We start from the raw sequence: 26009 nt of genomic DNA, 5'->3' as shown, positions 1-26009 counted from the left end.
CTGCGGCGTTCGGTCCGACGAGGACGTGACGACGGGCGCTCCGACGGTGATCCGCCGCCGGACCGGTTCGTGCTTCCGGTCCGGCGGCGGATCACCGTCGGCGCGCCCGCGGGGTCACAGGTGGGCGAGCTTCTCCAACACGGGCGCGGCGGCCCGAAGCGTCTCCCACTCGTCCTCGTCCAGGCCCTCGGCGAGGTGGGACAGCCAGGCGTTCCGCTTGGTGCGGCTCTCCGCGAGCATGGCCTCGGCCTGCTCGGTCTGGCTGACCCTCTTCTGCCGACGGTCATCGGGGTGCGGTTCCAGCCTGACCAGCCCCTTCGCCTCCAGCAGCGCGACGATGCGGGTCATCGACGGGGGCTGCACGTGCTCCTTGCGGGCCAGCTCACCGGGGGTGGCCGAGCCGCAACGGGCAAGGGTGCCGAGCACCGACATCTCGGTGGGGCTCAGCGACTCGTCGACACGCTGGTGCTTCAGTCGGCGGCCCAGCAGCATCACGGCGGAGCGGAGGGAGCTCACGGCGGCGGCACTGTCGCCGTCGTGGATCAGGTCAGGCATGTTTGTTAGCGTAACTCATTACCCAATCTAAATACCACCTGGTGGTACACGCGCGAGAAACCGATCACCCGAACGAGTGAGTTAGAAGCGGAAAGTGACGCAAGGAGCGCTCCGGGGCGGCGACCCTGCTGGACATGGGATCGACAGTGCTCAGCCTGCGGATAGACGGTGAGCTGCTCGACCGGCTCCGGCAGCACGCCGCGAAACGCGGAATGAGCGTCCAGGACTACGTGGTCCGGACGCTCATTCGCGACGACTTCGACGAACGCTTCAAGGCGGCCGTCGAGGAGACGGAGAAGTTCTACGGCGACGCCGGGGGGAGCGTGACGCCACCGATCGACTCCAGGAGGAGCGTGACGCCACCGATCGACTCCAGGAGGAGCGTGACGCCACCCATCACGTGAGGCCGGCCGCCGGCATCACGGAGAAACCGGTCACGTGAGGCCGAGCGCCGGCATCGCGTAGTAGAAGACGAACACCGCCGAGACCACGTACATGGCCACCGGCACCTCACGGCCGCGCCCGGCCGCCAGGCGCAGCACGGAGAAGGCGACGAAGCCGATGCCGATGCCGTTGGTGATCGAGTACGTGAACGGCATCATCACCATCGCGAGGAACGCCGGGACCGCGAGCGTGAAGTCGCTCCAGTCGATGTCCCGCACCGAGCCCGCGATGATCAGGAAGCCGACCGCCAGCAGGGCGGGAGTGGCCGCCTGCGACGGGACCATGGTCGCCAGCGGTGTGAGGAACAGCGCCACCGAGAAGAGCAGACCGGTCACCACGCTCGCCAGTCCGGTGCGGGCGCCTTCGCCGACGCCCGCGGTGGACTCCACGAAGCACGTGGTGGCGGAGGAGGAGCTGCCGCCGCCCGCGGCGACCGCGATGCCGTCCACGAACAGCACCTTGTTGATGCCGGGGAAGTTGCCTTCCTGGTCCATCAGCTTCGCCTCGTCGCCGACGCCCAGAATGGTGCCCATCGCGTCGAAGAAGCAGGACAGCAGCACGGTGAAGACGAACAGGACGCCGGTCAGGACGCCGACCTTCTCGAAGCCGCCGAACAGGCTGACCTCGCCGAGCAGCCCGAAGTCCGGCGCCGAGACCGGGTTGCCCGGCCACGCGGGCGTCGTCAGGCCCCACGCCCCGTCGGGCATTCCGGCCACCGCGTCGATGACCACGGCGACGACCGTCATGGCGACGATCGAGATCAGGATCGCGCCGGGCACCTTGCGCACGATCAGCGCGAGCGTGAGCAGCGCGCCGAGGACGAAGACGAGAATCGGCCAGCCGTCGAGGTGACCGGTGCCGCCGAGCTGGAGCGGCACGGTGGTGTGCGCGGCGTCCGGCATGCGCGAGACGAAGCCCGAGTCGACGAGGCCGATCAGCAGGATGAAGAGGCCGATGCCGATCGCGATGCCCTTGCGGAGCGACCTCGGCACGGCGTTCATCACGCGTTCCCGCAGCCCCGTGGCGACCAGCAGCATCACCACGATGCCCGCGAGGACGACCATGCCCATCGCGTCCGGCCAGCTCATCCTGGGAGCGAGCTGGAGCGCGACGACCGTGTTGACGCCGAGACCGGCGGCGAGCGCGATCGGCACGTTGCCGATGACGCCCATCAGCAGCGTGGAGAACGCGGCGGACAGCACGGTGGCGGTGACCAGCTGCCCGTTGTCGAGCTGGTTGCCGTACATGTCCTTCGCGCTGCCCAGGATGATCGGGTTGAGCACGATGATGTACGCCATCGCGAAGAACGTGGCGAACCCGCCGCGGAACTCGCGGGCGACGGTCGACCCCCGCTCGGAGATCTTGAAGAACCGGTCCAGGCTGCCCTGGGACTGCGGAGTCGCGGGGGGCGGGGAGTCGACCGGAGCGGTGGCCGAGGGGGGCATGGGTGACCTCAGTCGTACGTAGAGGGGTGGATGCGATGGGACGGGCAAGGTGATCGAAATTGGATGTTCAGACGAACAAATCGAGCCAACCCAAAGCAGATTCAGTATGAATACATCAAGCGAAGATCGCTATCTCCGCGCGTAGACCCGCGTGCCCCTTGGGCCGATCGGGGCGCGCACCGGGTCGTACACCCCCGATCGGGCGGCCCCATACACTGAACTCATGGAGAAGTGGACACCGAAGCACGAGGCGCCCGAACCCCTGGAGGGCCCCGTCGTCGCCACCGTCGTCGGCGGCACGATCCTCTGGTCCGTCCTCTTCCTCGCCCAGCTCCCCTTCTACGGCTGGTTCGCCGACCGCGGCCACACCTGGTGGGTGTGGACCCCGCTGGCCGGAGCCGGACTCGGCCTGATCGGCATCTGGTACGTCCGGGGGCGCGACGCCGCCCTCAAGCGCCACGCGGCCAAGGTCGAGGCCAAGGACGCCGCGGGGGCCGCGGCGACGGACAGCGCGCTGGGCGGCGACCCGGCGAACCGCACTGACCGGACCGACCGCACCGCCTGACCGCCTCGGGCCCGCCCCCGTACGACCACGGGACCGTCTTCGTCCTCCCCTGGTCGGATCTTCGCCCCTCCGTCGGGTGATTCGGCGCGCACGCCCGTACCGTCGAGACCATGACGCAGCGGGCACTCGATTCCTCCGGGGAGCAGACCCCCGGAACCTCCCGGCCGGCCATGATCGACGCGGGGGCGGAACTCGACCCCGTGCACCCCATGGAGCCACCGCCGGCCCGCAGGCCGGACGGGCTGAGCACCGCCGAGGTCGCCGAACGGGTCGCGCGCGGCGAGGTCAACGACGTACCCGTACGTTCTTCGCGCTCGGTCACCGAGATCGTCCGGGCCAACGTCCTCACCCGGTTCAACCTGATCATCGGCGTGCTCTGGGTGATCATGCTGTTCGTCGCGCCGATCCAGGACAGCCTCTTCGGCTTCGTGATCGTCGCCAACACCGGCATCGGCATCATCCAGGAGTGGCGGGCCAAGAAGACCCTGGACAGCCTCGCGGTGATCGGCGAGGCGAAGCCGACCGTGCGGCGCGACGGGGTCGCCGCCGAGATCTCCACCTCCGAGATCGTCCTCGGCGACCTGATCGAGCTCGGCCCCGGGGACAAGGTGGTCGTGGACGGCACGGTCGCCCAGGCGGACAGCCTGGAGGTGGACGAGTCGCTCCTCACCGGGGAGGCCGACCCGGTGCTCAAGCAGGCCGGCGACCCGGTGATGTCCGGCAGCTTCGTCGTCGCGGGCGGCGGCGCGTTCACCGCGACCAAGGTGGGCCGGGAGGCGTACGCCGCACAGCTCGCCGAGGAGGCGTCGCGCTTCACGCTCGTCCACTCGGAGCTGCGCAGTGGCATCAGCACGATCCTGAAGTACGTCACCTGGATGATGGTGCCGACGGCGATCGGGCTGATCATCAGCCAGCTGATCGTGAAGGACAACAATTTCAAGGACTCCGTCGCCCGGACCGTCGGCGGCATCGTCCCGATGATCCCCGAGGGCCTGGTCCTCCTCACCTCCGTCGCCTTCGCCATCGGCGTCGTACGGCTGGGCCGCAAGCAGTGCCTGGTGCAGGAGCTGCCCGCGATCGAGGGCCTCGCCCGGGTCGACGTGGTCTGCCTGGACAAGACGGGGACCCTCACCGAGGGCGGCATGGACGTCACGGAGGTCCGGCCGCTCAACGGGAGCGACGAGGCGTACGTGACGCGGGTGCTGCGGACCTTCGGCTCCTCGGACCCGCGGCCCAACGCCAGCCTCCAGGCCATCATCGACGCGTACCCGGCGGGCGGCGGAGACGACGAGGCGGAACCGGAGGCCGACGGCAACACGGAACCGGCGGCCGACGGCAACACGGGACCGGGGGCCGACGGCAACGCGCTCCCGGCCGGCGATGGCAAGCCGCTCCCGGCCGACGGCGGCGACGCCGACAGCTGGACGGTCACCGACGCGATGCCGTTCTCCTCCGCGCGCAAGTACAGCGGCGCGGCGTTCGCCGAGGCCGACGGAACGGCCTCCGCGTGGCTGCTCGGCGCCCCCGACGTCCTGCTGTCCGAGGGCGACGCGACCCTCACCGAGATCGAGCACCTCAACGAGCAGGGCCTGCGGGTGCTGCTGCTGGCCCGCGCCGAGGGCGAGCTGAGCGCGCCCGGCGCGGCGACCGGAGCCGTCCCCACCGCCCTGGTCGTCCTGGAGCAGCGGCTGCGGCCGGACGCGGGCGACACGCTCGCCTACTTCGCCGACCAGAACGTGGCCACCAAGGTCATCTCCGGCGACAACGCCGTCTCGGTCGGGGCGGTCGCCGGGAAGCTGGGCCTCGCGGGCGCGGAGAACACGCTGGACGCCCGCAGGCTGCCCACCGATCCGGACGAGATGGCCACGGCCATGGAACAGAACGCGGTCTTCGGCCGGGTCACCCCGCAGCAGAAGCGGGACATGGTGGCCGCCCTCCAGTCGCGCGGCCACACGGTCGCCATGACGGGTGACGGTGTGAACGACGTCCTCGCTCTCAAGGACGCCGACATCGGCGTCTCGATGGGCTCGGGCTCGGAGGCGACGCGGGCGGTGGCGCAGATCGTGCTGCTGAACAACAGCTTCGCGACGCTGCCCTCGGTGGTCGCCGAGGGCCGCCGGGTGATCGGCAACATCACCCGGGTCGCGACGCTCTTCCTCACCAAGACGGTCTACTCGGTACTGCTGGCGATCCTGGTGGTCTGCACCCAGGTGGAGTACCCGTTCCTGCCGAGGCACCTGACCCTTCTCTCCACGCTGACCATCGGCGTCCCGGCGTTCTTCCTGGCGCTCGCGCCGAACAAGGAACGGGCCCAGCCCCACTTCGTACGCCGTGTCATGCGGTACGCGATCCCCTCGGGTGTCATCGCGGCGGCGGCGACCTTCGCCACGTACCTGGTGGCGCGGCGCCACTACAGCGGCGAGGGCGCGCTGGCGGCCGAGACGAGCGCGGCGACGCTGACGCTGTTCCTGGTCTCGATGTGGGTCCTGGCGATCATCGCCCGCCCGTACACGTGGTGGCGCGTCGGTCTGGTGGCGGCGATGGGGCTCGGCTTCCTGATCGTGCTCGTGGTGCCGTGGCTCCAGGACTTCTTCGCGCTGAAGCTGGTGGGCGCGCCGATGCCGTGGACGGCGGTCGGCATCGCGGTGGCGGCGGCCGCCCTGCTGGAGTTCGTCTGGCGCTGGGTGGGGCGGCGCTTCGGGACGTAGGGCGCGGACAGCCAGAAGCCCCCGGGAGGATGACGGTGGTCCTCCCGGGGGCTTTCGCCTGTCGGTCCTACTTCACGTCGAGGAAGTCGCCCTTGGCCGAGACGGCCGGGGTGCTCGGCGTGCCGGCGAAGCTGTAGCGCCAGGTGCCGTCGGCGGAGGCCTTGACGGTGGTCTTCAGAGCGCCGGTGGAGCTGGTCTTGACCGTCTTGACGGTCGAGTAGCTCTTGGCGCCCTTCTTCTTGAACTGGAGCTTCACGGACTGCTTGCTGTAGCCCTTGTACGTGCCGGTGTCCCAGTTGGCACGGGTCAGCTTGCCGGTGACCGTGATGGTCTTGCCCTTCTTCACGGGCTCCGGGGAGGCGTTGACGGTCAGCTTGGAGAAGCGCTGGACGCGGACCTTGGAGACCGCGTCGCGCTCCAGCTCCTGGCCGTCGTTGGCGCCGGCCGCCGCCCCGACGCGCCACCAGGTCGCGTCCGAGTTCAGCATCAGACCCGGGGTGAGGGTGATGGTGCCCTTGCAGGTCGTGGTGGTCTTGTTGACCACCTTGCACGACACCGACTTCTCGTTCGGCCCGAAGCCGAAGCTGTCCTCGGCGTCGACGGACGAGCCGATCCAGATGAACGCGGCGGCACCGGCGATGCCGGAGTCGTCGGTGGCCGTCACGGTGTAGGGCACCGTCACCTTCGACTTGGTGCCGACGACGATCGGCTTGCCGCCGTTGACGACCGCCGAGGTGATCTTGGCGTTGTCGGTCGCCTGCGCGGCGGCGAACGCCCGCTTCGACTTCTTCTCCCCGGCCGAGGGCTGGGGGGCTGTGACGCCGTGGTCCACGGTCCACGAACGACCGTCATCGGCCTGCGCGGCCGGTACTGCGAGAGCGGAAAGGGCCAGGGCGCCGGAAACGGCGGCCACGGTGGCACGAATACGCATGTGTCCCCAAGTGGAGAAGGGGTCCCGGGGCGCGCTTGCGTCGTCAGCCCGGCGGGACCCATCTGATCCATGAGCCTGTTGGCTCACAGGAACAGACAGGCGAATCGGGTGCACGGTTGTGCGGACCTGTGACCTTTCTGTGAACCCGCAGCTCACTCCCGGGAAAACCCGGAAAACCCGGACAGCCCACTGCCGGGGGGCTCCGGCCCTCAGTCGAACCAGCGGTCCCGGGCCAGCTCCTCCGTCCGGGACGGGTCCTCCAGCAGGGCCGCTACCTCGAAGCGGCGGGGCCACTGACCGGCCGCCCAGGCCAGGCCGGCCGCCACGCCCTCCAGGGTCGCGGCGTGGACGATCCCGTCCGGGGTGTGGCGCCAGTCCAGTTCGACGCCGCCCGCGCGGAGTTCGGGGTGTTCGACGTACGTGTCCGGGGTGCCGGGTCCGAGCAGGACGCGGACCGACTCCGGTACGCGGTGCTCCTCGCCCTCGCTCGTCACACCCGCCTCGATCGTCTCGCCGAGCCGCCGCACCTGGAGCAGCTCGGCCAACTCGGCGGCCTGGGAGGGGGCCACGGGGAGCAGCGGCAGCCCCTCCGTCAGCGGCAGCACGTCGGGGGCGTCCGCGATCACGGCGTCAGCCGCGTCGACCACGGCCACGTCCCCGTCCACCACCGCGCGCAGCTCGTCCGGCAACGTCACCTGGTCCGGGTCCAGTTCGGCGAGCGCCGTGTAGAGCGCGTGCAGTTGTACGGGGGTGACGGGGCGGTCCTCGTCGGCGAGCCGGCCCAGCAGCTCCGCCGCACCGCCCGGCTCGTCCAGCAGGGCCGCGACCGAGGTGCGCACCCCGAGGGCCCGCAGCACCTGGGCGTCGTCGAAGCCGGTCGCGTCCACCGCGTCGTAGAGCCCGGCCAGCCGGGGGTCGCCGCCCGCCGCGCGCAGCCCCGCCGGGCGGCGGCCGTCCAGTACGGGGTGGTCCCGCAGCCACCACGCGGTGTACGGGCGCACGGACTGCGTCGTGCCGTCCGGGAGCAGCACCCGCACCGGCTGCGTCAGCGCGTCGCGCAGCGGCGGCTTCGCCAGCATCGCGAGCGCCTGCGGCCAGGCGTCGTCGTCGACCAGGTCCAGATCCCGTACGGCGACGATCTCGGTGGCGACGGGCGGCACCGGGGTCTCGGGCAGCTGATCGAGGAGGTCCTCGCACCACACGTCGACGGCGTCCAGCAGCCCGGCGTCGTCGGGTTCGACGAAGTCGCTGTCGCGGGGCTCCAGTTCGTCCGGGTCCAGGACGACGTCGGTGGCCCGCACGAGGGTGAAGGTGGCGAGCACCCCGCAGGCGGTGAGCGGGCCCTCCCCCCAGCGATCGGCCAGCTCCTGGTCGGCGAGGGCGAGTTCACCCTCACGCATGACCTGCGCGAACGGGCTCCCGGGGAGGACGAGTTCACCCGCCGGGGACAGCTCGCCGTCCTCGTCGGGGAGGGCGAGCGCGCCGAGCCAGGGCTCGTCGCCGGGGGCCAGCTCGGCCTCCCGGACCAGGGTGAGCACGGTCTCGGCCAGCTCCTCGCCATCGAGCGCGTCCTCGTCCCAGATCTCCCCCGCGTCCAGCGAACCGGCGACGGCCGCCCGTACCTGAGGGGTCGTCAGCACGGCGCGCGGCGTGGCGGGCAGGGCACCGAGCTTCTCCAGCAGCGGGTGCGCGGCGTCCGGGTGGGCGACCTTCAGCCCGAGCCGGGAGAGCCGGGCGAGGACGGGGCCGGTGAGCGCATCCGGCAGCGGCAGCAGGATCTGCCGCGGTCCGATCGTGGTGCGCGGCGGACGGCCCGCCCGCTCGTCGTCCGGGTCGCCCGCGAGGGGGACGGGGAGGCCGGTGAGCCGGTCGGGGTCGGTGCCCGCGAGGCTGTCGTAGAGCCGGTGCCACCAGGCGGGGTCGCGCTCAAGACCGGCGAGGCGGTCGATGGCCTCGGTCAGGGGGACGCGGGCGACGCCCAGGGTGCGCAGCTCGGTGCGCCGCTCCAGGCCCGCGGGCAGCAGGCAGGGCAGCACCTCGGCGAGCACCCGTACGGTCTCGGCCCCGACGCCCTCGACGACCTCGGCCTCCACGGGCCGCAGGGCGCCGGTGCTCTCCGTACGATCCTGGTCCTGCTCCCGGTCCCAGTCGTCCGCCCAGCCAGGCTCGGCCTCGGGGTCCCGGGGCGCGGCGGGCTCCAGGAACGCGACCCGGGGCAGCCGGGCCAGGATCGCACCGCGCAGCGCCGCGTCCAGGCCGCCCTTGCCCAGCGGCCCCGGCACCAGGTCGATGGTCCCGGTCGACACGGGCCGCCAGGAGCCCAGCAGCTCCGCGTACGCGTCGGCCACCCGCTCCACCAGGAAGTCGGTCAGCGGCCCCGGCGCGGGGTGCCTGCGGGCGGTGTCCAGCGGGAGGGAGGCGATGAGCAGGGCGGGGATGCCGAGCGGCTCGTCGGTGGGTGTCGGGGCGTGCACGACGGGTGCGGTACGGGGATGGAGCGGGGCGCCCGCCTCGTCGACCGGCACCGCCCAGGTCACCGACCAGTGCGGGCGCAGCCGCTCCTCGACCGGGCGGTCGGCGAGCAGGGCGGGCTCGATGGGCCCGTGGTGGAGCACGGTGCGCCAGCGGCCCAGGCCGCGTGCGGAGTCGTCGATGTGCGTGTATGGGCCGTGGGCCGAACGGCTGAGGGTCCTCGTCCCGTCCGGGGTCTCGATGACGACCTCGTCCAGGCCGGGCAGGGTGAGCAGCAGCGCGTCGTCCACGGCGGCCAGCAGCCGGGCCACCAGGTCCTCGGCGGTGCCGTCGCGCAGCGGCAGCACGACGACGGTGTCGTACCCGTCGGGCGCGGAGCCCTCGGCGGGCAGCGGCAGGCGCAGCAGCGGTACGTGTCCGTCGCGGCGGCGCAGCTCGTCGCCGAGCCCGGGGCTGCCGACGGCCGCTTCCCGGGCCAGCTCGCGCGCCTCGGCCAGGGACCAGCGCACGCCGCCGTGGCGGCCGAGCACGGCGGGCTCGTCGCTGACCGCGAGGACGGCGGCGAACCCGACGCCGAAGCGGCCGACGGAGGACTCGTGGCCCTCGCGCTTGGCGGAGGCCCGCAGGGTGCTCAGGGACTCCACGCCGGTGGCGTCGAGCGGCGCGCCGGTGTTCGCGGCGGCCAGCACGCAGCGGTCGTCCGGGTCGCCGGGGGCGGCGGGGTGCAGGATGAGACGGAGCCTGCCGGGGACGCGGGCGCGGGCGGCGGCGTCGGCGGCGTTCTGGGCCAGCTCGACGACGAGGCGGTCGCGGTAGCCGCCGAGCGCGAGGTCCTCCTCGGCGTTGGCGTCCTCCCGGAACCGGGCGGGCCCGGCCCCCCAGGCGTCGAGCACGCCGCGCCGCAGCCGTGCCGTCCCGAACGGATCGGCCCCCTCGGTCGCCTTCATGCTCACGCTCTCGTCTCCTCCGCTGGGTGGGGACCGCGTATGCCTGTGCGGCCCAGTGTGCGCCCGAAGGTACCGCGCGCGCCGCCCCCGCCGTACCAGCAAGCCCGGCCATCCCGGCCCGGCCAACCCAGCCCGTCCGGCATCCACGGGGACCGGTAAGCCCGGCCAACCCAGCCCGTCCGGCGTTTGAGGACGGAACCCTTGCCCGGGTGGGCGTGCACAGCGAAGGTCCCTGGGGCCCGGTAGCCCGCAGCGGCACCCGCTGAAGGTCCCTGGGGCCCGGTAGCCCGCAGCGGCACCCGCTGAAGGTCCCTGGGGCCCGGTAGCCCGCAGCGGCACCCGCCCCACAGCGCCGGTTCCGTCCTCAAACGCCGGACGGGCTGAAACGGGCACCCCGCCCCCACGTCAGCGGTTCCGTCCTCAAACGCCGGACGGGCTGGACAGGTGCGGGCAGGAGCGTCAGGAGTGGCCCAGGTCCTCCGACGCCCCGTCCGTCTCGGCCGGCACGGAGCCCTCGCCGCGCTCCGGCCGCAGCGAGTACGTGTCCACCCGCATCGTGTCCAGTGCGTGCGGCGCCGGCTTCGGCGGCGTCGGCATCACCGCGGCCTCCGAATGCCCGCCGCAGCCGTACGCCAGCGACACCACATGCCCGTCCGCCGGGCCGAACTCGTTCGCGCACACCCCGAAGGCCTGCTTCAGGGAGCCCGCCATGGGGATCAGGAACGCACAGCTGACGCACGTCGCCGGGGCCGCCTGGGCCATCGGCGTCTTCGGGCCGAACTCCTCGTCCCAGCGGTCGGCCGCCGCGTACAGCCCGTACCGGGACAGCACCCGCGCCCGGCGCGTACCGAGCTCGTCGGCGACCGCGGCGATGGACCCGCGGCTGGTGGCGGCCACCGGCCGGCCCGTCAGCTCGGCGTCCTCCGAGTCGACCAGCTCGGCCAGCTCCCGGGAGACCACGGAGTTCGGCGGCGGCTCGTCCTCGCCGGTCCAGCCGGGCTCCAGGCGCAGGTCCTCCGCCTCGGTGGGCAGCAGGTCGCCGGGGCCCATGTCGCCGGGGCGCAGCCGCTCGCTCCACGGCACCCACTCCGGCGCCAGGAGGGCGTCGTCCCCCGGCAGCAGCACCGTTTCGTCCAGGGTGACGTTCTTCGCGCGGGAGGCCCGCGCCACCGTCACCGCCCAGCGCCAGCCCCGGTACCCGGGCTCCTTGGCCTCGAAGTAGTGGGTGACGACCCGGTCTCCCTCGGAGACCACGCCGATGTGCTCACCGACCACACCGGGCGCGGCGGCCTCCTCCGCGGCCGCACGCGCGAGGTCCACCGCCTCGGCGCACAGACGGTCGGGAACGGGGGTCCGGGCCGTACGGCTTCGCGTCGTCGTCGCAGCACTCACAGGTCTTCGCTTCTCTCCATACGCCAGTCTCACGAGCGCGCCAGCTGCCGCACGGTTGCCGTTTCGGCCAGACAAGTGCGGGCGGAGCGGACCTGGGGGCCGCGTCGACGTCCACACCCGTTGTGCCTGCCTCGGGCGCGCCTTCTGCCACCCATTCTGCGGGATCGCCGAGAGGCGCGCGGCCAAGAACAACCGCCGGTGGCGCGTTACGCACGCTACCCTCTCCGCCGCGCTGCGCCCACCTGCCCGTCCCAAACGTGCCGTATCCGTTCCCGCCGGCTTCCCGCCGACGCCGTTCGGACGCGGGTGGCGGCAGGGCCCCGGACGGTTCCGGCGCGCGCGTCCGACAGGGCGTCACGCGCGCGTCCGCGGCCGATCGCCGTTCATACCGGCCAGGGTTGGGGCACTATGACGGGGTGACTGCCGCCAGGTCGCACGACGGTCCCGGCCCGCTCCGCAGGGCGGGACGGGCGACGGGCCATGCCCTGCGCGCCCCGTTCACCGGCACGGCGCGCGGTATCCGCAAGGCGACGCACGCCCACGGCGCGGGCGAATCCGGCCTCGGAAAACTGATCGAACTGCACGCGGTGAACGGCGCGGGCGACGTCATGATCACGGTCGCGCTCGCCTCCACCGTCTTCTTCTCGGTGCCCACGGACGAGGCGCGGGGCAGGGTGGCCCTCTACCTCGCCATCACCATGGCCCCCTTCACCCTCCTCGCCCCGGTGATCGGCCCGCTCCTGGACCGGCTGCCGCACGGCCGGCGCGCCGCGATGGCGGGCGCGATGCTCGCCCGGGCGCTGCTGGCGATCACCATGTCGGGCGCGGTCGCCACAGGGGGTCTGGAGCTGTATCCGGCCGCGCTGGGCGTCCTGGTCTCGTCGAAGGCGTACGGCGTGGTGCGCAGCGCGGTCGTGCCCCGGCTGCTGCCACCGAAGTTTTCCCTGGTGAAGGCCAATTCCCGGGTGACTCTGGCGGGGCTGCTGGCCACCGGGGTGGCGGCCCCGATCGGGGCGGGCCTCCAGACCATCGGCTCACCGTGGCCGCTCTACGGCGCCTGCGCGATCTTCGTCGCGGGCACGTTCCTCGCCTTCACCCTGCCGCACAAGGTCGACTCCGCGAAGGGCGAGCGCCGGGCGCGGCTGATCGTCCCGCACCACGAGGACACCGCGCCGCGGCCCGCCCCCGGGAAGGGCGGCAGCACCCGGGCCGGCCTCCGCGGGCGCGGCAACGGGGAGAAGCCGGCCAGGGAACGGCCGCCGGGTCTGCGGTCCGTCGGCGGGTCCGTCCTGCACGGGCTCCAGGCCAACGCCGCGCACCGGGCTCTCTCCGGCTTCCTCATCTTCTTCCTGGCGTTCCTGCTGCGCGAACACCCGCTGGCCGGGCAGAGCGCGGCGGTCTCGCTCGGCATCGTCGGCGTGGCGGCGGGCGTCGGCAACGCCTGCGGTACGGCGGTGGGCTCCTGGCTGCGGGCCCGCGGCCCCGAGGTGATCATCGCGACGGTGCTGGGGCTCGCGCTGAGCGTGGCGGTCCTGGCCGCCGTCTTCTTCTCCACCGTGCTGGTCGCCGCGCTCGGCGCGGTCGCCGGTTTCACCCAGGCCCTGTCCAAGCTGTCGCTCGACGCGATGATCCAGCGGGACGTGCCCGAGGAGGTCCGCACCTCCGCGTTCGCCCGGTCCGAGACGTTGCTCCAGATGGCGTGGGTGGTCGGCGGCGCCATCGGCATCGCCCTGCCGCTCAACGCGGTGCTCGGCATGTCGGTCGCCGCGGGCCTTCTCGCGCTCGGCGCGGCCACGTCCGTACGGGGTCTCCTGGGGGCCGCCCGGCGCGGCACGCCGCACCCCCGCGTGGCATGAGCGGAGGCGACCGATAGCCTTCGGCCCATGACCGTTGCGTTCTTCTCCGGTAAGGGCCGTCGAATCGGCGTCGCTCTTGGTGCCGTGTCCGCGGGACTCCTTGTCCTGTCCGCCTGCGACAAGCCGACGCCGCTCGCCACCGTGACGGTCGGCAGCGACTCGGTGAACACCGAGGCCGCCTGTTACAACGACGGCGAGGCGATCAAGGAGTCCCTGATCCAGGGCTGCCTGAACAAGAAGGCCGAGAAGTCCCTCACGGTCTCCATGGACGACAAGGTCCGCTTCGGCGTCGACCCCGAGATCGCCGAGAACGGCTGGACGCTCTTCATCAACGGCCAGCAGGCCGAGCAGGAGCCGTACGAGAAGACCTACCGGACGATCCCCGGCAGCGCCTTCTTCGCCAGCCAGACGGGCCAGCCGTCCGAGAAGACGAACATCTCCATCGTGGAGACCAAGGGCAAGAAGCTCACGGGCATCTGGCAGTTCGAGCTCAAGAAGGACTGACCCGCTCGACCGAGAGCGCCCTTCCCCCGTCCTCGACCCTGAGGCTGTATCCGTGCGTGTGCTGGTCGTGACCGCTGTCCCGGTGGAACGGGACGCGGTCACGCGTGCGTTCGGGGGCGCTCCGGAGAGCGTGGCGCTGCCGGGGGGCGAGCTGCACCGCGTCGGCGCGTTCGACGTCCTGGCGGGCGGTGCGGGCCCGGCCGCCGCCGCCGCGGCCACCGCCTTCGCCCTGGCGTCGGCGTCCACGCCGTACGGGCTGGTCGTCTCGGCCGGGATCGGCGGGGCGTTCACCCCGCTGACGCCGCTCGGCTCGCTGGTCGTGGCGAGCGACATCGTCGCCGCCGACCTCGGCGCCGACACCCCCGAAGGCTTCCTGCCGGTCACCGCGCTCGGCTTCGGCCGGGACCGCTTCTCCGCCCCGCCCACGCTCGTACGGGAGGTGGCGGCCGCCACGGGAGCCGCCGCCGGCCCCGTCCTCACCGTCTCCACCGTGACCGGCACCGCCGAGCGCGCCGGGGACCTGCTCGCCGCGCACCCGGGGGCGCTGGCCGAGGCGATGGAGGGCTTCGGGGTCGCGGAGGCCGCCGCCCGGGCCGCTGTGCCCGTCACGGAGGTGCGGGCGGTGTCGAACGCCGTGGGGCCCCGCGACCGGGACGCCTGGCGCATCGGCGACGCGCTGGCGGCGCTCACGGACGCGTTCGGGAAGATCGCACCCGTACTGGAAGGTTGGAACCGGCATGACCACTGAAGCGCACCCGGACCCGATCGAGATCGCCTTCTCGCCCTGCCCCAACGACACCTTCGTCTTCGACGCCTGGGCGCACGGCAGGGTGCCCGGCGCGCCCGCGCCGGCCGTGACCTTCGCCGACATCGACGTCACCAACGGCATGGCCGAGCGCGGTGAGCTGGACGTCCTGAAGGTCTCCTACGCGGTGCTGCCGTGGGTGCTCGACGACTACGCGCTGCTGCCGTGCGGCGGGGCGCTGGGCCGGGGGTGCGGTCCGCTGGTCCTCACCAAGGAGCTGGGCCTCGACCTGACCGGCCGGACCGTCGCCGTGCCGAGCGAGCGCTCGACGGCGTACCTGCTGTTCCGGCTCTGGGCGGCGGAGATGGTGCCGGGCGGTGTCGGCGAGGTCGTCGTGATGCCGTTCGACGAGATCATGCCCGCCGTGCGGGACGGCAAGGTCGACGCCGGTCTGGTCATCCACGAGGCCCGCTTCACGTACCGGAACTTCGGTCTGCACAACCTCGCCGACATGGGCCGGCACTGGGAGGACACCACGGGGCTCCCGATCCCCCTCGGCGCGATCATCGCGAAGCGGTCGCTCGGCGCGGAGACCCTGCGCCGCCTGGCCGACACGATCCGCAGCTCGGTCCGCCTCGCCTGGGACCACCCGGAGGTCTCCCGGCCGTACGTCCTGGAGCACGCCCAGGAGATGGACCCGGCCGTGGCGGACCAGCACATCGGGCTGTACGTGAACGAGTTCACCGCCGACCTCGGCGAGGACGGCTACGCGGCGATCCGCGGCCTGCTGACCCGTGCGGCGGCCGAGGGACTGGTACCGCCCCTGGGCCCGGACGCGCTGGCGTTTCCCTGAGCGGACCGGGCGGACTGGAAGGACACCCCACGTGCACACGTCGACCCCGTCGACCGCCCCGTTCACCCTGGCGTTCTGGAAGGAAGGCCGCACCCACGAGCAGCGGGCGGGCTACCGGGGCACAGCGGCGGAGTTCGGCGAGATCGTCCTCACCGCCCCGCTGCCCCGGAAGTACACCCCGGACAGCGTGGTCTCCGAGGTGCGCGGCCCGTCGGTTCCCACGGCGGTGTTCGAGACCCGCGGCATCCACACCGAGGCCGCCGACCTGCCGACGCTCAACCGATCGGTGCTCCGGGTCGGCGACGCCCTGGTGCACCTGCGGCGCAACCGCTTCGGTCTGACCCGCGGGGCCCGCGCCCTGCACTTCCGGTACGGCGGTGACCACTACCGGCTGCGCGCGGTGAACCGGAAGCAGTTCGTCCTGACCCGACGGGCCGATGCCGAGGACCCCGGGGTGTCCCTCACGGCGAAGCAGTCCGGGCTCGGCGGCGGCAAGAGACTGGTGGTGCGGGCGACGGGCCGGGCCGTGGCCGCGGACATCGTGCTCGTCACGCTCTTCGCCGGTGTCGACCGCGCGCCGCTGACCCGCTCGGGCGCTGTGCGCGCGGCCCTGGGCAGGTCCACCCGGCTCTTCGCCGAGAGCCAGGCCTGACCACCCGCAGGGCCCGCGCCCCGACAGCGCCTTCGCGGGGCGCCGTCCGCTACACGTCGAGCTGGTCGGCGACCGCCCTCAGCAGGCCCGCGATCTTCGCGCCGGAGGCCTTGTCGGGGTAGCGGCCCCGCTCCAGCTGCGGCGTGATGTTCTCCAGGACCGTCGTCAGGTCCTGCACGATCGACGCCAGCTCGTCCGGCTTGCGGCGCTGCGCGGCCGCGACGGACGGGGTGGGGTCGAGGACCACCACGGAGAGGGCCTGGTCGCCGCGCTGGCCCGCGACCACGCCGAACTCCACGCGCTGGCCGGGCTTGAGGGCGTCGACCCCGGCAGGGAGAACCGACGAGTGGACGAAGACGTCGCCGCCGTCGTCGCGGGAGAGAAAGCCGAAGCCCTTCTCACTGTTGAACCACTTGACCTTGCCGGTGGGCACGTCTGTCCTCGTCCTCGTACTCGTCGGTGTGCGGGAGAGCCGGTCCCCGGGGAAAACGGCTCCGGATAGCAGTACAGCGGGTCACCGTGACCCGCCCGGTCCCAGGCTAATGGGCCCCGGGCCGGTGACAAGACGTCGCCGGAGAGTTCCTCCGGGCTGGGAACTACCCTGGTCGCGTGAGTACTACTCCTTCAGGCGCAGGTGACCGGCTCGTTCAGGTCGGCGCGATCGTCTTCTTCGTCGGCGCACTGGCCACTCTGGTCACCGTGGCCCCCTTGTTCCTGGGCACGGACCCGTTCCCTCCGGTCGCGTACGCGGTCTGCATGCTGATGGGCGTCGGGTTCCTGATCGCCGGGGCGGGCGTCGTGCGCTCGGCCTGGTCCAACTCCCCGAAACGGGCCGCGAACCGCGCCTGACGACCCTCCGCGTCACGCCACGCCGGCCACCTCGAAGCGCGTCACGCCACCCCGGCCCGCCTCGAAGCGCGTCACGCCACCCGGTCCGCCTCGAAGGCGGCCAGCCAGGCCGGGAAGCCCGTCAGGTCCTCCAGCACCACGTCCGCGCCCGCCGTCCGCAGCTCCGCCGCGTCGCACGGGCCCGTCGTCACCGCGACCGACAGCGCTCCGGCGACCCGGGCCCCCCGTACGTCGCCGGTGTGGTCGCCGACGTACACCTGCGCGCCGTGCTCGCTCAGCGCCGCGCCCTTGGCCTCCGCCCACAGTGAGCCGACCACCGTGTCCGGCTCGATGCCGAGGTGGGCCAAATGCAGCTTCGCGTTCGGCTCGTACTTCGCCGTGACGACGATCGCCCGGCCGCCGAGCGCCTTAACCGCCGCCACCGACTCCCGCGCCCCGGCGAGGGCCGTGCTCGGGACTATCCCGTGGTCCGGGTAGATCGCCCGGTAGCGGTCGGCGGCGGCGGCCACCTCGGCGGCGGGGAACCAGTGCGCCAGCTCCGTCTCCGGCGGCGGGCCGATCCGGCTCACCACCAGGTCGACGTCGATCTCCACCCCCGTCTCCGCGGACAGGGCCCGGTAGGCGGCGGCGATGCCCGGCCGGGAGTCCACGAGCGTCAGGTCGAGGTCGAAGCCGACCGTCAGGGGGCGTCGAGGGGGGTGGGCGGGGGAGTGCTCAAGCGGGTGCTGCGGAGTGCTCTGATCCGTGGAAGCCATGCCTGCCATTGTGCCGACCGGCCGGGGGCGGTCCCGAAGCGCGGTCCCGAAGCCCCCGTCGGCCGCGAAATCCAGCCGCTTAGACTGAGACGCGCACTTAGCCAAGCCTTACCGTCCTGGCCCCGCGCCCCGGCGTTCCCTCCTGTTCCGTCACGTCCGCGTCCGTCCCGATTGGGTGAAATGTCAGCGTCAGCGCCCGTGCGGACCGCCGCGCCACCCCGTACGCCCCGCCTCTCCCGACGTGCGGCCTCGACCGCCGGGGCCGCGCTCGCCCTGCTGCTGGCGGTCCTGCTGAGCCTCGCCGTGGGGGCGCGGTCCATCCCGCCGGGCGAGGTGTTCGACGTCCTGCTGCACGGCGGGCACTCCGACGCCGCCGAGGTGATCCGCTCGATGCGGGTGCCGCGCACGCTCATCGGGCTGATGGTCGGCGCGGCGCTGGCCCTCGCGGGCACGGTGCTCCAGGGCATCACCCGTAACCCCATCGCCGACCCCGGCATCCTCGGCATCAGCCAGGGCGCTTCGGTCGCGGTGGTGATGGCCATCGCGTTCGCGGGGGTCCACACGCTCACCGGGTATGTGTGGTTCGCCTTCGCGGGCGCGGCGCTGGCCTCGGTCGCCGTGTACGCCATCGCCTCCAGCGGACGCGGCGGCGCGACCCCGGTGAAGCTCGCGCTCGGCGGTGCGGCGATCAACGCGCTGCTGGTGTCGGTGACGGTCGGAATCCTCACGACGAACGCCGCCGCGCTGGACGAGTTCCGCTTCTGGCAGGTCGGCTCCATCGCGGGACGGGAGGCGGACGTCGTCCAGCAGGTGTGGCCGTTCCTCCTCGTCGGGGCGGTCCTCGTACTCTCCGTCGCCCGCGGCCTGGACGCGCTCGCGCTCGGCGAGGACGTGGCGAAGGGGCTCGGGCAGAACGTCGCCGCGGTCCGGATCGTCGGCGGTGTCGGGGCGACCGTGCTGACCGGGGTCGGGGTCGCCGCCGCCGGGCCGATCGCGTTCATCGGTCTCGCCGTCCCGCACATCGCCCGCGCGGTCGTCGGCAACGACCACCGCTGGGTGCTGCCCATGGCGGCGCTGATCGGACCCGTGATGCTGCTGGTCTCGGACGTCGTCGGCCGGATCGTGTTCCCGCCGGGCGAGGTCCCGGCGGGCGTGATGACGGCCCTGATCGGGGTGCCGTTCCTGGTCGCCCTCGTACGCCGGAAGGCGGTGCCCGCATGAGCGAGACCTCAACGGCCGTGACCGCGCCCGTGCAGGCCGTACGGGTCCGGCCCGCCGGCTACTCCGTCGTGAGGGCCGGTCGGCGCGGCCGGTTCCTGCTGCACCGGCGGGCCTCCGTCGTCGCGGCCGCCCTCGTCGTGCTCCTGGCCGCCGTCTGCGTCGTCTACCTCTGCGTCGGCGAGAGCTTCGTCGCCCCCGGCGAGGTCGTGAAGGTGATCCTCGGGCAGCCGTCCTCGGCCGAGCTGGTCGTGGGCACGCTGCGGCTGCCGCGCATGGTCGTCGGGCTGTTGGTGGGCGCCGCGTTCGGGATCGCCGGGGCGCTGATCCAGACGGTGGCCCGCAACCCGCTGGCCAGCCCCGACATCATCGGCATCAGCCAGGGCGCCAGCGCGCTCACGGTCGGCGCGATGACGTTCGGCATCACCTCGTACACCGTCCTGCCCTACCTCTCCGTCGTCGGCGGCATCGCGGCGGCGGCCCTCGTGTACGTCTTCGCGTGGCGCGGCGGCCTGCACGCCACCCGCTTCGTCCTCATCGGCATCGGCTTCGCCATCGCGCTGCGCTCGGTGACCACGCTGTTCCTGACCAAGGGCGACTACCTGGTCGCCCAGCAGGCGCAGATCTGGATGACCGGTTCCCTGAACGGGCGCGGCTGGTCGGAGGCGGCCCCGATCGGCTGGACGCTGCTGATCCTGCTGCCCGCCATCGCCTGGGCGGCCCGCGCGCAGCGCACCGTCGCGATGGACGACGACACCGCCACCGCGCTGGGCGTGCGCCTGGGGCGCGTACGGCTCGGACTGGTGGCGCTCGGTGTGGTCCTGGCGTCCGTGGCGACGGGCACGGCGGGCCCGGTGGACTTCGTGGCGCTGCTCGCCCCGCAGGTCGCCCGCAGGCTGACCCGGACCGCGCAGATCCCGCTGCTGTCCTCGGCGCTGCTGGGCGCGGTGATCGTCGTCCTCGGCGACCTGCTGGCCCGCAAGCTGTTCGCGCCCACCGAACTGCCGGTGGGCGTCCTCACGGCGGCGGTCGGCGCCCCGTACCTGATCTGGCTGATCATCCGCGGTCACCGCGGCCGCAGTGGAGGCACCGCATGAGCCCGAGCCCGACGACCGACACGGCGCAGCGGACCGGCAGGCTCGCCGCGCGCTCCCTGACCCTCGCGTACGAGGACCGCACCGTGGTTCACGAACTGGACCTCACCGTGCCGGACGGGCAGGTCACCGTCATCGTCGGCCCGAACGCCTGCGGCAAGTCCACCACCCTGCGGGCGCTCGGCCGGCTGCTGAAGCCGCGCGGCGGGGCGGTCCTGCTGGACGGTACGGAGCTGGCGCGGATTCCGACGAAGCAGATCGCCCGGTCCATCGGGCTGCTCCCGCAGACCCCGGTCGCTCCCGAGGCGATCACCGTCTCCGACCTGGTCGCGCGGGGCCGTCAGCCGCACCAGAGCTGGTGGCAGCAGTGGTCGGACGAGGACGAGCGGGCGGTGACCGACGCGATGGCCCGTACCGACGTCACGGCGCTGGCCGACCGGTCGGTGGACGAGCTGTCGGGCGGTCAGCGCCAGCGGGTGTGGATCGCGATGGCGCTGGCCCAGGAGACGGACCTGCTGCTGCTCGACGAGCCGACGACGTACCTCGACATCGCGCACCAGGTGGAGGTCCTCGACCTGGTGCGCCAGTTGGCGTCCCCCGCCGCCGACGGCACCCGGGGCCGCACGGTCGTCACCGTCCTCCATGACCTCAACCAGGCCGCCCGGTACGCGGACCGCCTGGTCGCCATGAAGGAGGGCCGGATCGTCGCCGAGGGCCGGCCCGGGGACGTCGTCACCGCCGAGCTCGTCGCCGAGGTCTTCGGCCTGGAAGCGGTGATCGTGCCGGACCCGGTGACGGGTTCGCCGCTCGTCGTCCCAAGCGCCCCCTGGACCCCGTCCCCGGTGGTCTCCCCCTCCCAGAAAGGTCTGTGACATGACTCCCCTCCTCCGCGACCGCCGCCGCACCCTCGTCGCCGGCTCCCTCGCCGTGACCGCCGCGCTCACCCTCGCCGGGTGCGGCTCCTCCGACCCGGCAGCGGACTCCTCCGGCTCCTCGGACTCCCCGGCGAAGACCCGCACTGTCTCCACCGCGAACGGGAAGGTCGACGTCCCCGTGTCGCCGAAGCGGGTCGTCGTCCTGGACTCCGGCGAGCTGGACTCCGCGATCACCCTCGGCGTCCGGCCGGTCGGCGCGACGCACTCGGCGTCCGAGGACGCCTTCCCCTCCTACCTCCCCGCGAGCGAGACGAAGGACATCACCCCGGTCGGCGAGATCGCCAACGCGAATCTGGAGTCCGTCGCCGCGCTCAAGCCGGACCTGATCCTCACCAGCAAGGTCCGGGACGGGGAACGCTACGAGGAGCTCAGCAAGATCGCCCCGACCGTGATGACGGAGGCGACCGGCAGCGCCTGGAAGGAGAACTTCCAGGTCCACGCGGAGGCCCTCGGCAAGCAGGCCGAGGCCAAGAAGGTCCTCGCCACGTACGACACGCAGGTGGCGAAGGTGACGGAGGCGCTCGGCGGCAAGGAGAAGGCCGCCGCGACGGACGTCAACTTCGTCCGCTTCGTCGAGGGCGCCGAGATCCGCATCTACGGCAAGCAGAACTACATCGGCTCGATCCTCGCCGACATCGGCACCGGACGCCCCGCGATCACGGACAAGGCCAAGGACGGGTTCTCGTACGACGTGTCGCCCGAGAAGATCGACCTCGCGGACGCGGACGTCATCTTCACGTCGACGTACGGCGACCCGGGCAAGGCCGGGACGACGAAGACGATGAACAGCGGCCTGTGGAAGGGGCTGAAGGCGGCCAAGAACGACAAGGTCTTCAAGGTCGACGACCGTCTGTGGATCTCCGGCATCGGCTACACCGCCGCCGGAAAGATCCTGGAGGAGTTCGAGACCAGCATGACCAAGTAGCCCCGCGCCCGGCCCCTCGCCGGGCCGCGCCCGGGTCAGCCGGTCCGCGCCTAGCCGCGCCCGGGTCAGCCGGTCCGCCTCCGCGCCCGCCACACCAGGTAGAGCGCGGAGGCGACGGCGGCGAGGCGGACGACCACCGGCCAGGTGTCCACCAGGACATCCCGCATCGCGCCCTCGCGGATCGGCTCGCCCCAGCGCCCCTCCATCCGCCCCCAGACCCATGCGAGGGCCCCGGCCGCCACGACGCCCGGCAGGCCGAGCGCCGCCCATTTCGCCTCCGTACGGGAGAGGGTGCGCGAGCTGTACGCGATCAGCCAGCCGCCCGCCAGGGGCAGCCAGGAGCCGGTGACCACTCCGGCGACGAGCAGGACGGCGGCCAGGAGCAGCAGCGGATGGGCGAAGCCGCCGCGGGGGCCGGAGGCGGCGGCCTCGGGCTCGGCGACCGCCGCGGCGGCCTTGCGGCGGCGGAGCTTCAGGAGGCGCAGGGCGCGGCGGCGGGCGGTGGTCCCGGCCCCGGCCCCGGCCTCCCCCTCCGCCCCGGCCTTCGCGGCGGCCTCGTCCGTGTCGCCCTCGGCGCCCTTCCCGCCGTCCTCGTCCTTCTCGTTGGGCCCCGGCCGCCGCCTCCCGAGCAGCTCCGGGGCCTCGATGCCGCCGAAGAACCCGGGGATGGCGGTCCCCTCGTCGAAGGGGCCCGGCTCCAGGCGCCACCAGTCGGTCGCGTCCGCGTCCCCCTGCTGGTCCTGGCCGAGCATGTGCGGGGCGGAGGGGTCGGGCCAGGCGCGGGCGGGGACGCCGCCGTCGGCGTAGTCGTAGTCGCCGACGGCGTCGGGGGCGGCGTGGTCGTCGGGGGCGTCGGAGGCGGCGTGGTCGTCGGGGGCGGCAGCCGGGCGGGGCACGGCGGCGGACCGCGCACCGGACGCGCCGCCGGAAGCACGGTCGGAACCACCGCCTGAAGCCCAGTCGGAGGCACCACCGGGCGCATGGCCGGAGGCACCGCCTGAAACCCGGTCGGAGGCACCACCGGGCGCATGGCCGGAGGCACCGCCTGAAACCCGGTCGGAGGCACCGTCGGGCACATGGCCGGAAACACCGCCCGGATCGCTTCCGTCGTCGCCCTCGGGATCACGGCGCGACGCGCCCCACCCGAAACCGGCTTTCGGCTTCCGGAGGGCCTTCTCCGTCCGGCCGTCCCCCGCCCCCGGAGCGGGCTCCTCCCGCTTCCTCGGCTCCTTCGGCTCCCTCGGCTCCCTGCGGAGGAGTCCGCCACGGGGCCGTGGAAGGGAGGTCCGCCGCTGCTGCTCGCCGCCCCCCGTCCCGGTCCGGGCGGTCGGCAGGGTGACCGTGCCGTCGGCCGACTCCGCCGCCGCGGCCACCAGTTCGTCCGGGCTGCCCAGCCGGCCGATGATGCGCCGCACGGTCGCGGGGGAGTCCGCGCCCTCCACGCCGCGCTGCCGGTCGATCTCGCCCCGAAGTGTCGAAACCAGGCGCATCCGGGCACCCGACGACAGCTGTTGCTGCTGAGCCAGGTCGCCGACCCGGCTCAGGTAGTCGTAGACGAGCTGGTCGCTCTCGATCCCCACTCGGTGCATCCCCTCTACCGGCCCTGCCCCGACGGTAGCGTTCCAGCGGCTACCGTGGGACGGATGGGGACGACCACACCACCGCGCACGCTCGCCGAAGCCCTGCGCGCCCGGGGCGACGAATCGCTGGCCGGGCTGCTGCGTGCCCGCCCCGACCTCCTCAACCCGGTGCCGAACGACATCACCCAGCTCGCCACCCGGGCCGGCACGCGGGCGTCCGTCGTCCGCGCGCTGGAACACCTGGACCGGTTCGCACTCCAGACCGCCGAGGCGCTCGCGGTGGCCCCGGACCCGGCCCCGTACGACACGCTGCTCTCCCTGCTCACGGGCGACGGGCTGGACGACGGCGACCAGCGGGACGACGCGGGGGCGGCGATCACCGCCGCGCTGCCGGGCGCGTTGGCAACCCTGCGCGAACAGGCCCTGGTCTGGGGCGAGGACGACCGGCTGCGGCTGGTGCGCACCGCCCGGGAACTGCTCGCCCCGTCCCCGCAGCACCCCTCGCCCACGGGCCTGGGTCCCACGGTCGCCGAGGCGACGGCCGGGATGTCGCCGGGCCGGCTCCAGGAGATCCTGGCGACGACCGGTCTGCCCGCCACGCACGACCCGGTCTCCGCGGTGGCCGCGCTCGCCGCCCTGTTCACGGACCGGACGCGGATGGCGGAACTGCTGGACAGGGCCCCGGTGGAGGCGCTGTCGGTCCTGGACCGGCTGGTGTGGGGCCCGCCGTACGGGGAGGTCACGCCCAACCCCACTCCCCCCGTGAAGTGGCTGCGCGACCGGGGCCTGCTGCTGCCGGTCTCCACCCGGACGGTGGTCCTGCCGCGCGAGGCGGCCCTGCATCTGCGCGCCGGACGCGCGCACCGCGTACCGGAACCGGTCCCCCCGGCCGTCGCGGCGGCGGCGACGCGCGATCCACAGGCTGTGGACAGGGCGGCGGCCGGGCAGGCGTTCACGGCGCTGTCCACGGTCGAGGAGCTGCTGAAGCTCTGGAACGGCGGCGGACCCGCGATCCTGCGCGCGGGCGGGCTGAGCGTACGGGAGCTGAAGCGCGCCGCGAACTCCCTCGACGTGACCGAGCCGATCGTCGCGTTCTGGATCGAACTGGCCTACGGAGCGGGCCTGTTGGCCTCCGACGGGGAGCCCGAGGAGCGGTACGCGCCGACGCCGGCCTCCGACGAGTGGCTCGACCTGTCCGCCGAGGACCGCTGGACGCACCTCGCCACCGCCTGGCTCGCCGCCACCCGGACCCCGGGCCTGGTCGGCGGCCAGGACGCCAAGGGCCGGGCGCTGTCCGCACTCGGCCCTGAGCTGGACCGCTCGGCCGCCCCCGACGTGCGGCGCCGGGTCCTGGCCCTGTTCGCCGAACTTCCGCCGGGCACCGCGCCGGACGCGGAGACCCTGCTGCGACGGCTGCGCTGGGAACGCCCGTTGCGCGGCGGAGCGGCCCCTTCCGCAGGCACGGCGGAGGGGACGGACCTCCGCTCCCGCCTCGCCCTGTGGACGCTCAACGAGGCGGAGCTGCTGGGCATCACGGGCCGGGGCGCGCTCTCCGCACAGGCCCGCGCGCTGCTGGACGAGGGCCCGGACGCGGCGGCGGCCCTCCTCGCGCCGCTCGTCCCCGAGCCCCTGGACCACGTCCTGCTCCAGGCCGACCTGACGGCGGTGGCGCCGGGCCCGCTGGAACGCCCCCTGGCGGAGACGCTCTCGGTCCTGGCCGACGTGGAGTCGAAGGGCGGGGCGACGGTGTACCGCTTCACGCCCGGTTCGGTGCGCCGCGCCCTGGACGCCGGGCAGGCGGCGGCCGACCTGCACGCGTTCCTGGCCGCGCACAGCCGTACGCCGGTGCCGCAGCCGCTGAGCTATCTGATCGACGACGTGGCCCGCCGCCACGGCCACCTGCGGATCGGGGCGGCGTCCGCGTACGTACGCTGCGACGACGAGGCGGTCCTCAACGAGATCCTGGCCGACCGCCGCTCCACCGGGCTCCGCCTCCGCCGCCTTGCCCCCACGGTCCTGGCCTCCCAGGCCGACCCCGGCTCCCTCCTGGAGGCCCTGCGCGACATGGGCTACGCGCCGGCCGCCGAATCCGCCGAGGGCGACGTCCTGATCACCCGCGCCGGGGCCCGCCGCACCCCGCCCCGCACCCCTCCGGTCCCGGTCCCCGAAGGGCCTCCGGTCCCGGACGACACCCTGCTCGGTGCGGCGGTACGCGCCATCCGCGCGGGCGACACGGCCGCCACGGTGATCCGCAAGGACACGTCCGAGGGCCCGTCGTCCACCACGCCCGCCGGTTCCCTCCCCCGCACCACCTCCGCCGAGACCCTGGCCACCGTCCAGGCGGCCGCGATGACGGGCTCCGCCGTCTGGATCGGCTACGTCAACGCCGACGGCGCGGCCAGCCAGCGCGTGATCGCCCCGGTCCGCGTGGAGGGCGGCTTCGTCACGGCGTACGACCACACGGCCGACGAGGTCCGCACGTACCCGCTGCACCGGATCACGGGGGTGGCGGAGCTGGCGGAGGACGGGAAGGGGTAGGGGCACACCCTGCCCCCGGACGTTCTGATGCGGCTCCGCGTGATCA

22 protein-coding genes are annotated in these 26009 nt (G+C 73.4%); 14 read left to right on the top strand and 8 right to left on the bottom strand.

The features are described 5' to 3' along the window. Positions 1–114 precede the first annotated feature (114 nt). A complete protein-coding gene (locus ACH4KB_RS09115; protein ID WP_007452526.1) occupies positions 115–555 on the bottom strand; it encodes a MarR family winged helix-turn-helix transcriptional regulator in 441 nt (146 codons plus the stop codon). Positions 556–689: 134 nt separating this feature from the next. Between ACH4KB_RS09115 and ACH4KB_RS09110 the strand changes: the two genes are divergently transcribed. Next, positions 690–959, top strand: coding sequence for a hypothetical protein (locus ACH4KB_RS09110; RefSeq protein ID WP_398065139.1), 270 nt, complete (start codon positions 690–692; stop codon positions 957–959). Between the two features lie 30 nt (positions 960–989). Here the strand turns inward: ACH4KB_RS09110 and ACH4KB_RS09105 are convergent, their stop codons facing one another. Further along, entirely contained in the window at positions 990–2444 is a 1455-nt protein-coding gene (locus tag ACH4KB_RS09105) for an NCS2 family permease (RefSeq protein ID WP_398065137.1), read from the bottom strand. A 223-nt stretch (positions 2445–2667) separates the two neighbouring features. Here ACH4KB_RS09105 and ACH4KB_RS09100 point away from each other — a divergent pair, with 223 nt between their 5' ends. Further along, positions 2668–3009: a DUF2530 domain-containing protein gene (locus ACH4KB_RS09100; RefSeq protein ID WP_398065135.1), complete on the top strand. Its 342-nt coding sequence runs from the start codon at positions 2668–2670 to the stop codon at positions 3007–3009. A 110-nt stretch (positions 3010–3119) separates the two neighbouring features. Then, positions 3120–5717, top strand: a complete 2598-nt coding sequence (locus tag ACH4KB_RS09095; RefSeq protein ID WP_398065133.1) for an HAD-IC family P-type ATPase — start codon at positions 3120–3122, stop codon at positions 5715–5717. 67 nt (positions 5718–5784) lie between these two features. On the opposite strand, the gene ACH4KB_RS09090 is transcribed toward ACH4KB_RS09095, so the two are convergent. From ACH4KB_RS09090 to ACH4KB_RS09080, 3 genes are all read right to left on the bottom strand, one after another. Further along, on the bottom strand, positions 5785–6648 hold the full coding sequence (locus tag ACH4KB_RS09090) for a calcium-binding protein (RefSeq protein ID WP_398065131.1): 864 nt from the start codon (positions 6646–6648) through the stop codon (positions 5785–5787). Between the two features lie 209 nt (positions 6649–6857). Beyond that, positions 6858–10067 (bottom strand): sacsin N-terminal ATP-binding-like domain-containing protein, encoded by a 3210-nt coding sequence (locus tag ACH4KB_RS09085; RefSeq protein WP_398065618.1) that lies wholly within the window; start codon positions 10065–10067, stop codon positions 6858–6860. 459 nt (positions 10068–10526) lie between these two features. Further along, complete coding sequence (locus tag ACH4KB_RS09080; protein WP_398065129.1) at positions 10527–11459, bottom strand: DUF3027 domain-containing protein; 933 nt, start codon at positions 11457–11459, stop codon at positions 10527–10529. Between the two features lie 416 nt (positions 11460–11875). On the opposite strand from ACH4KB_RS09080, the gene ACH4KB_RS09075 reads away from it, so the two are divergent. The 5 genes from ACH4KB_RS09075 to ACH4KB_RS09055 are packed head-to-tail and all read left to right on the top strand — an operon-like array spanning position 11876 to position 16069. Further along, positions 11876–13315, top strand: coding sequence for an MFS transporter (locus ACH4KB_RS09075; protein WP_398065127.1), 1440 nt, complete (start codon positions 11876–11878; stop codon positions 13313–13315). A 27-nt stretch (positions 13316–13342) separates the two neighbouring features. After that, complete coding sequence (locus ACH4KB_RS09070) at positions 13343–13819, top strand: DUF2771 domain-containing protein (protein ID WP_361875703.1); 477 nt, start codon at positions 13343–13345, stop codon at positions 13817–13819. A gap of 52 nt (positions 13820–13871) precedes the next feature. Beyond that, positions 13872–14567: a futalosine hydrolase gene (locus tag ACH4KB_RS09065; RefSeq protein WP_398065125.1), complete on the top strand. Its 696-nt coding sequence runs from the start codon at positions 13872–13874 to the stop codon at positions 14565–14567. Further along, positions 14557–15417 (top strand): 1,4-dihydroxy-6-naphthoate synthase, encoded by an 861-nt coding sequence (locus ACH4KB_RS09060; RefSeq protein WP_398065123.1) that lies wholly within the window; start codon positions 14557–14559, stop codon positions 15415–15417. Before ACH4KB_RS09065 ends, ACH4KB_RS09060 begins: the two co-directional genes overlap by 11 nt. 31 nt (positions 15418–15448) lie before the next feature. Beyond that, positions 15449–16069, top strand: a complete 621-nt coding sequence (locus tag ACH4KB_RS09055; protein WP_398065121.1) for a hypothetical protein — start codon at positions 15449–15451, stop codon at positions 16067–16069. 49 nt (positions 16070–16118) lie between these two features. Here ACH4KB_RS09055 and ACH4KB_RS09050 read toward each other — a convergent pair whose 3' ends face one another. Further along, a complete protein-coding gene (locus ACH4KB_RS09050; RefSeq protein WP_015610403.1) occupies positions 16119–16502 on the bottom strand; it encodes a cold-shock protein in 384 nt (127 codons plus the stop codon). Between the two features lie 176 nt (positions 16503–16678). Between ACH4KB_RS09050 and ACH4KB_RS09045 the strand changes: the two genes are divergently transcribed. Then, on the top strand, positions 16679–16918 hold the full coding sequence (locus tag ACH4KB_RS09045; protein ID WP_215107772.1) for a hypothetical protein: 240 nt from the start codon (positions 16679–16681) through the stop codon (positions 16916–16918). Positions 16919–16989: 71 nt separating this feature from the next. On the opposite strand, the gene ACH4KB_RS09040 is transcribed toward ACH4KB_RS09045, so the two are convergent. Beyond that, positions 16990–17673: an HAD family hydrolase gene (locus ACH4KB_RS09040; protein WP_398065119.1), complete on the bottom strand. Its 684-nt coding sequence runs from the start codon at positions 17671–17673 to the stop codon at positions 16990–16992. Between the two features lie 180 nt (positions 17674–17853). Between ACH4KB_RS09040 and ACH4KB_RS09035 the strand changes: the two genes are divergently transcribed. The 4 genes from ACH4KB_RS09035 to ACH4KB_RS09020 are packed head-to-tail and all read left to right on the top strand — an operon-like array spanning position 17854 to position 21845. Then, positions 17854–18894, top strand: coding sequence for a FecCD family ABC transporter permease (locus tag ACH4KB_RS09035; protein WP_398065117.1), 1041 nt, complete (start codon positions 17854–17856; stop codon positions 18892–18894). Beyond that, positions 18891–19988 (top strand): FecCD family ABC transporter permease, encoded by a 1098-nt coding sequence (locus tag ACH4KB_RS09030; RefSeq protein WP_398065116.1) that lies wholly within the window; start codon positions 18891–18893, stop codon positions 19986–19988. Before ACH4KB_RS09035 ends, ACH4KB_RS09030 begins: the two co-directional genes overlap by 4 nt. Then, positions 19985–20857, top strand: coding sequence for an ABC transporter ATP-binding protein (locus ACH4KB_RS09025; protein WP_398065114.1), 873 nt, complete (start codon positions 19985–19987; stop codon positions 20855–20857). Before ACH4KB_RS09030 ends, ACH4KB_RS09025 begins: the two co-directional genes overlap by 4 nt. 1 nt (position 20858) lies before the next feature. Continuing rightward, positions 20859–21845 (top strand): ABC transporter substrate-binding protein, encoded by a 987-nt coding sequence (locus tag ACH4KB_RS09020; protein WP_398065112.1) that lies wholly within the window; start codon positions 20859–20861, stop codon positions 21843–21845. A 65-nt stretch (positions 21846–21910) separates the two neighbouring features. Here the strand turns inward: ACH4KB_RS09020 and ACH4KB_RS09015 are convergent, their stop codons facing one another. Next, entirely contained in the window at positions 21911–23434 is a 1524-nt protein-coding gene (locus ACH4KB_RS09015; RefSeq protein ID WP_398065110.1) for a hypothetical protein, read from the bottom strand. Between the two features lie 54 nt (positions 23435–23488). On the opposite strand from ACH4KB_RS09015, the gene ACH4KB_RS09010 reads away from it, so the two are divergent. Next, on the top strand, positions 23489–25963 hold the full coding sequence (locus ACH4KB_RS09010) for a helicase C-terminal domain-containing protein (protein ID WP_398065108.1): 2475 nt from the start codon (positions 23489–23491) through the stop codon (positions 25961–25963). Positions 25964–26009: the final 46 nt, after the last annotated feature.

Source organism: Streptomyces sp. NPDC017520, assembly GCF_044329855.1.
Taxonomy (GTDB): domain Bacteria; phylum Actinomycetota; class Actinomycetes; order Streptomycetales; family Streptomycetaceae; genus Streptomyces.
Note: the sequence above shows the minus strand (reverse complement) of the source record. Positions and strands in the feature narration are given on the sequence as shown.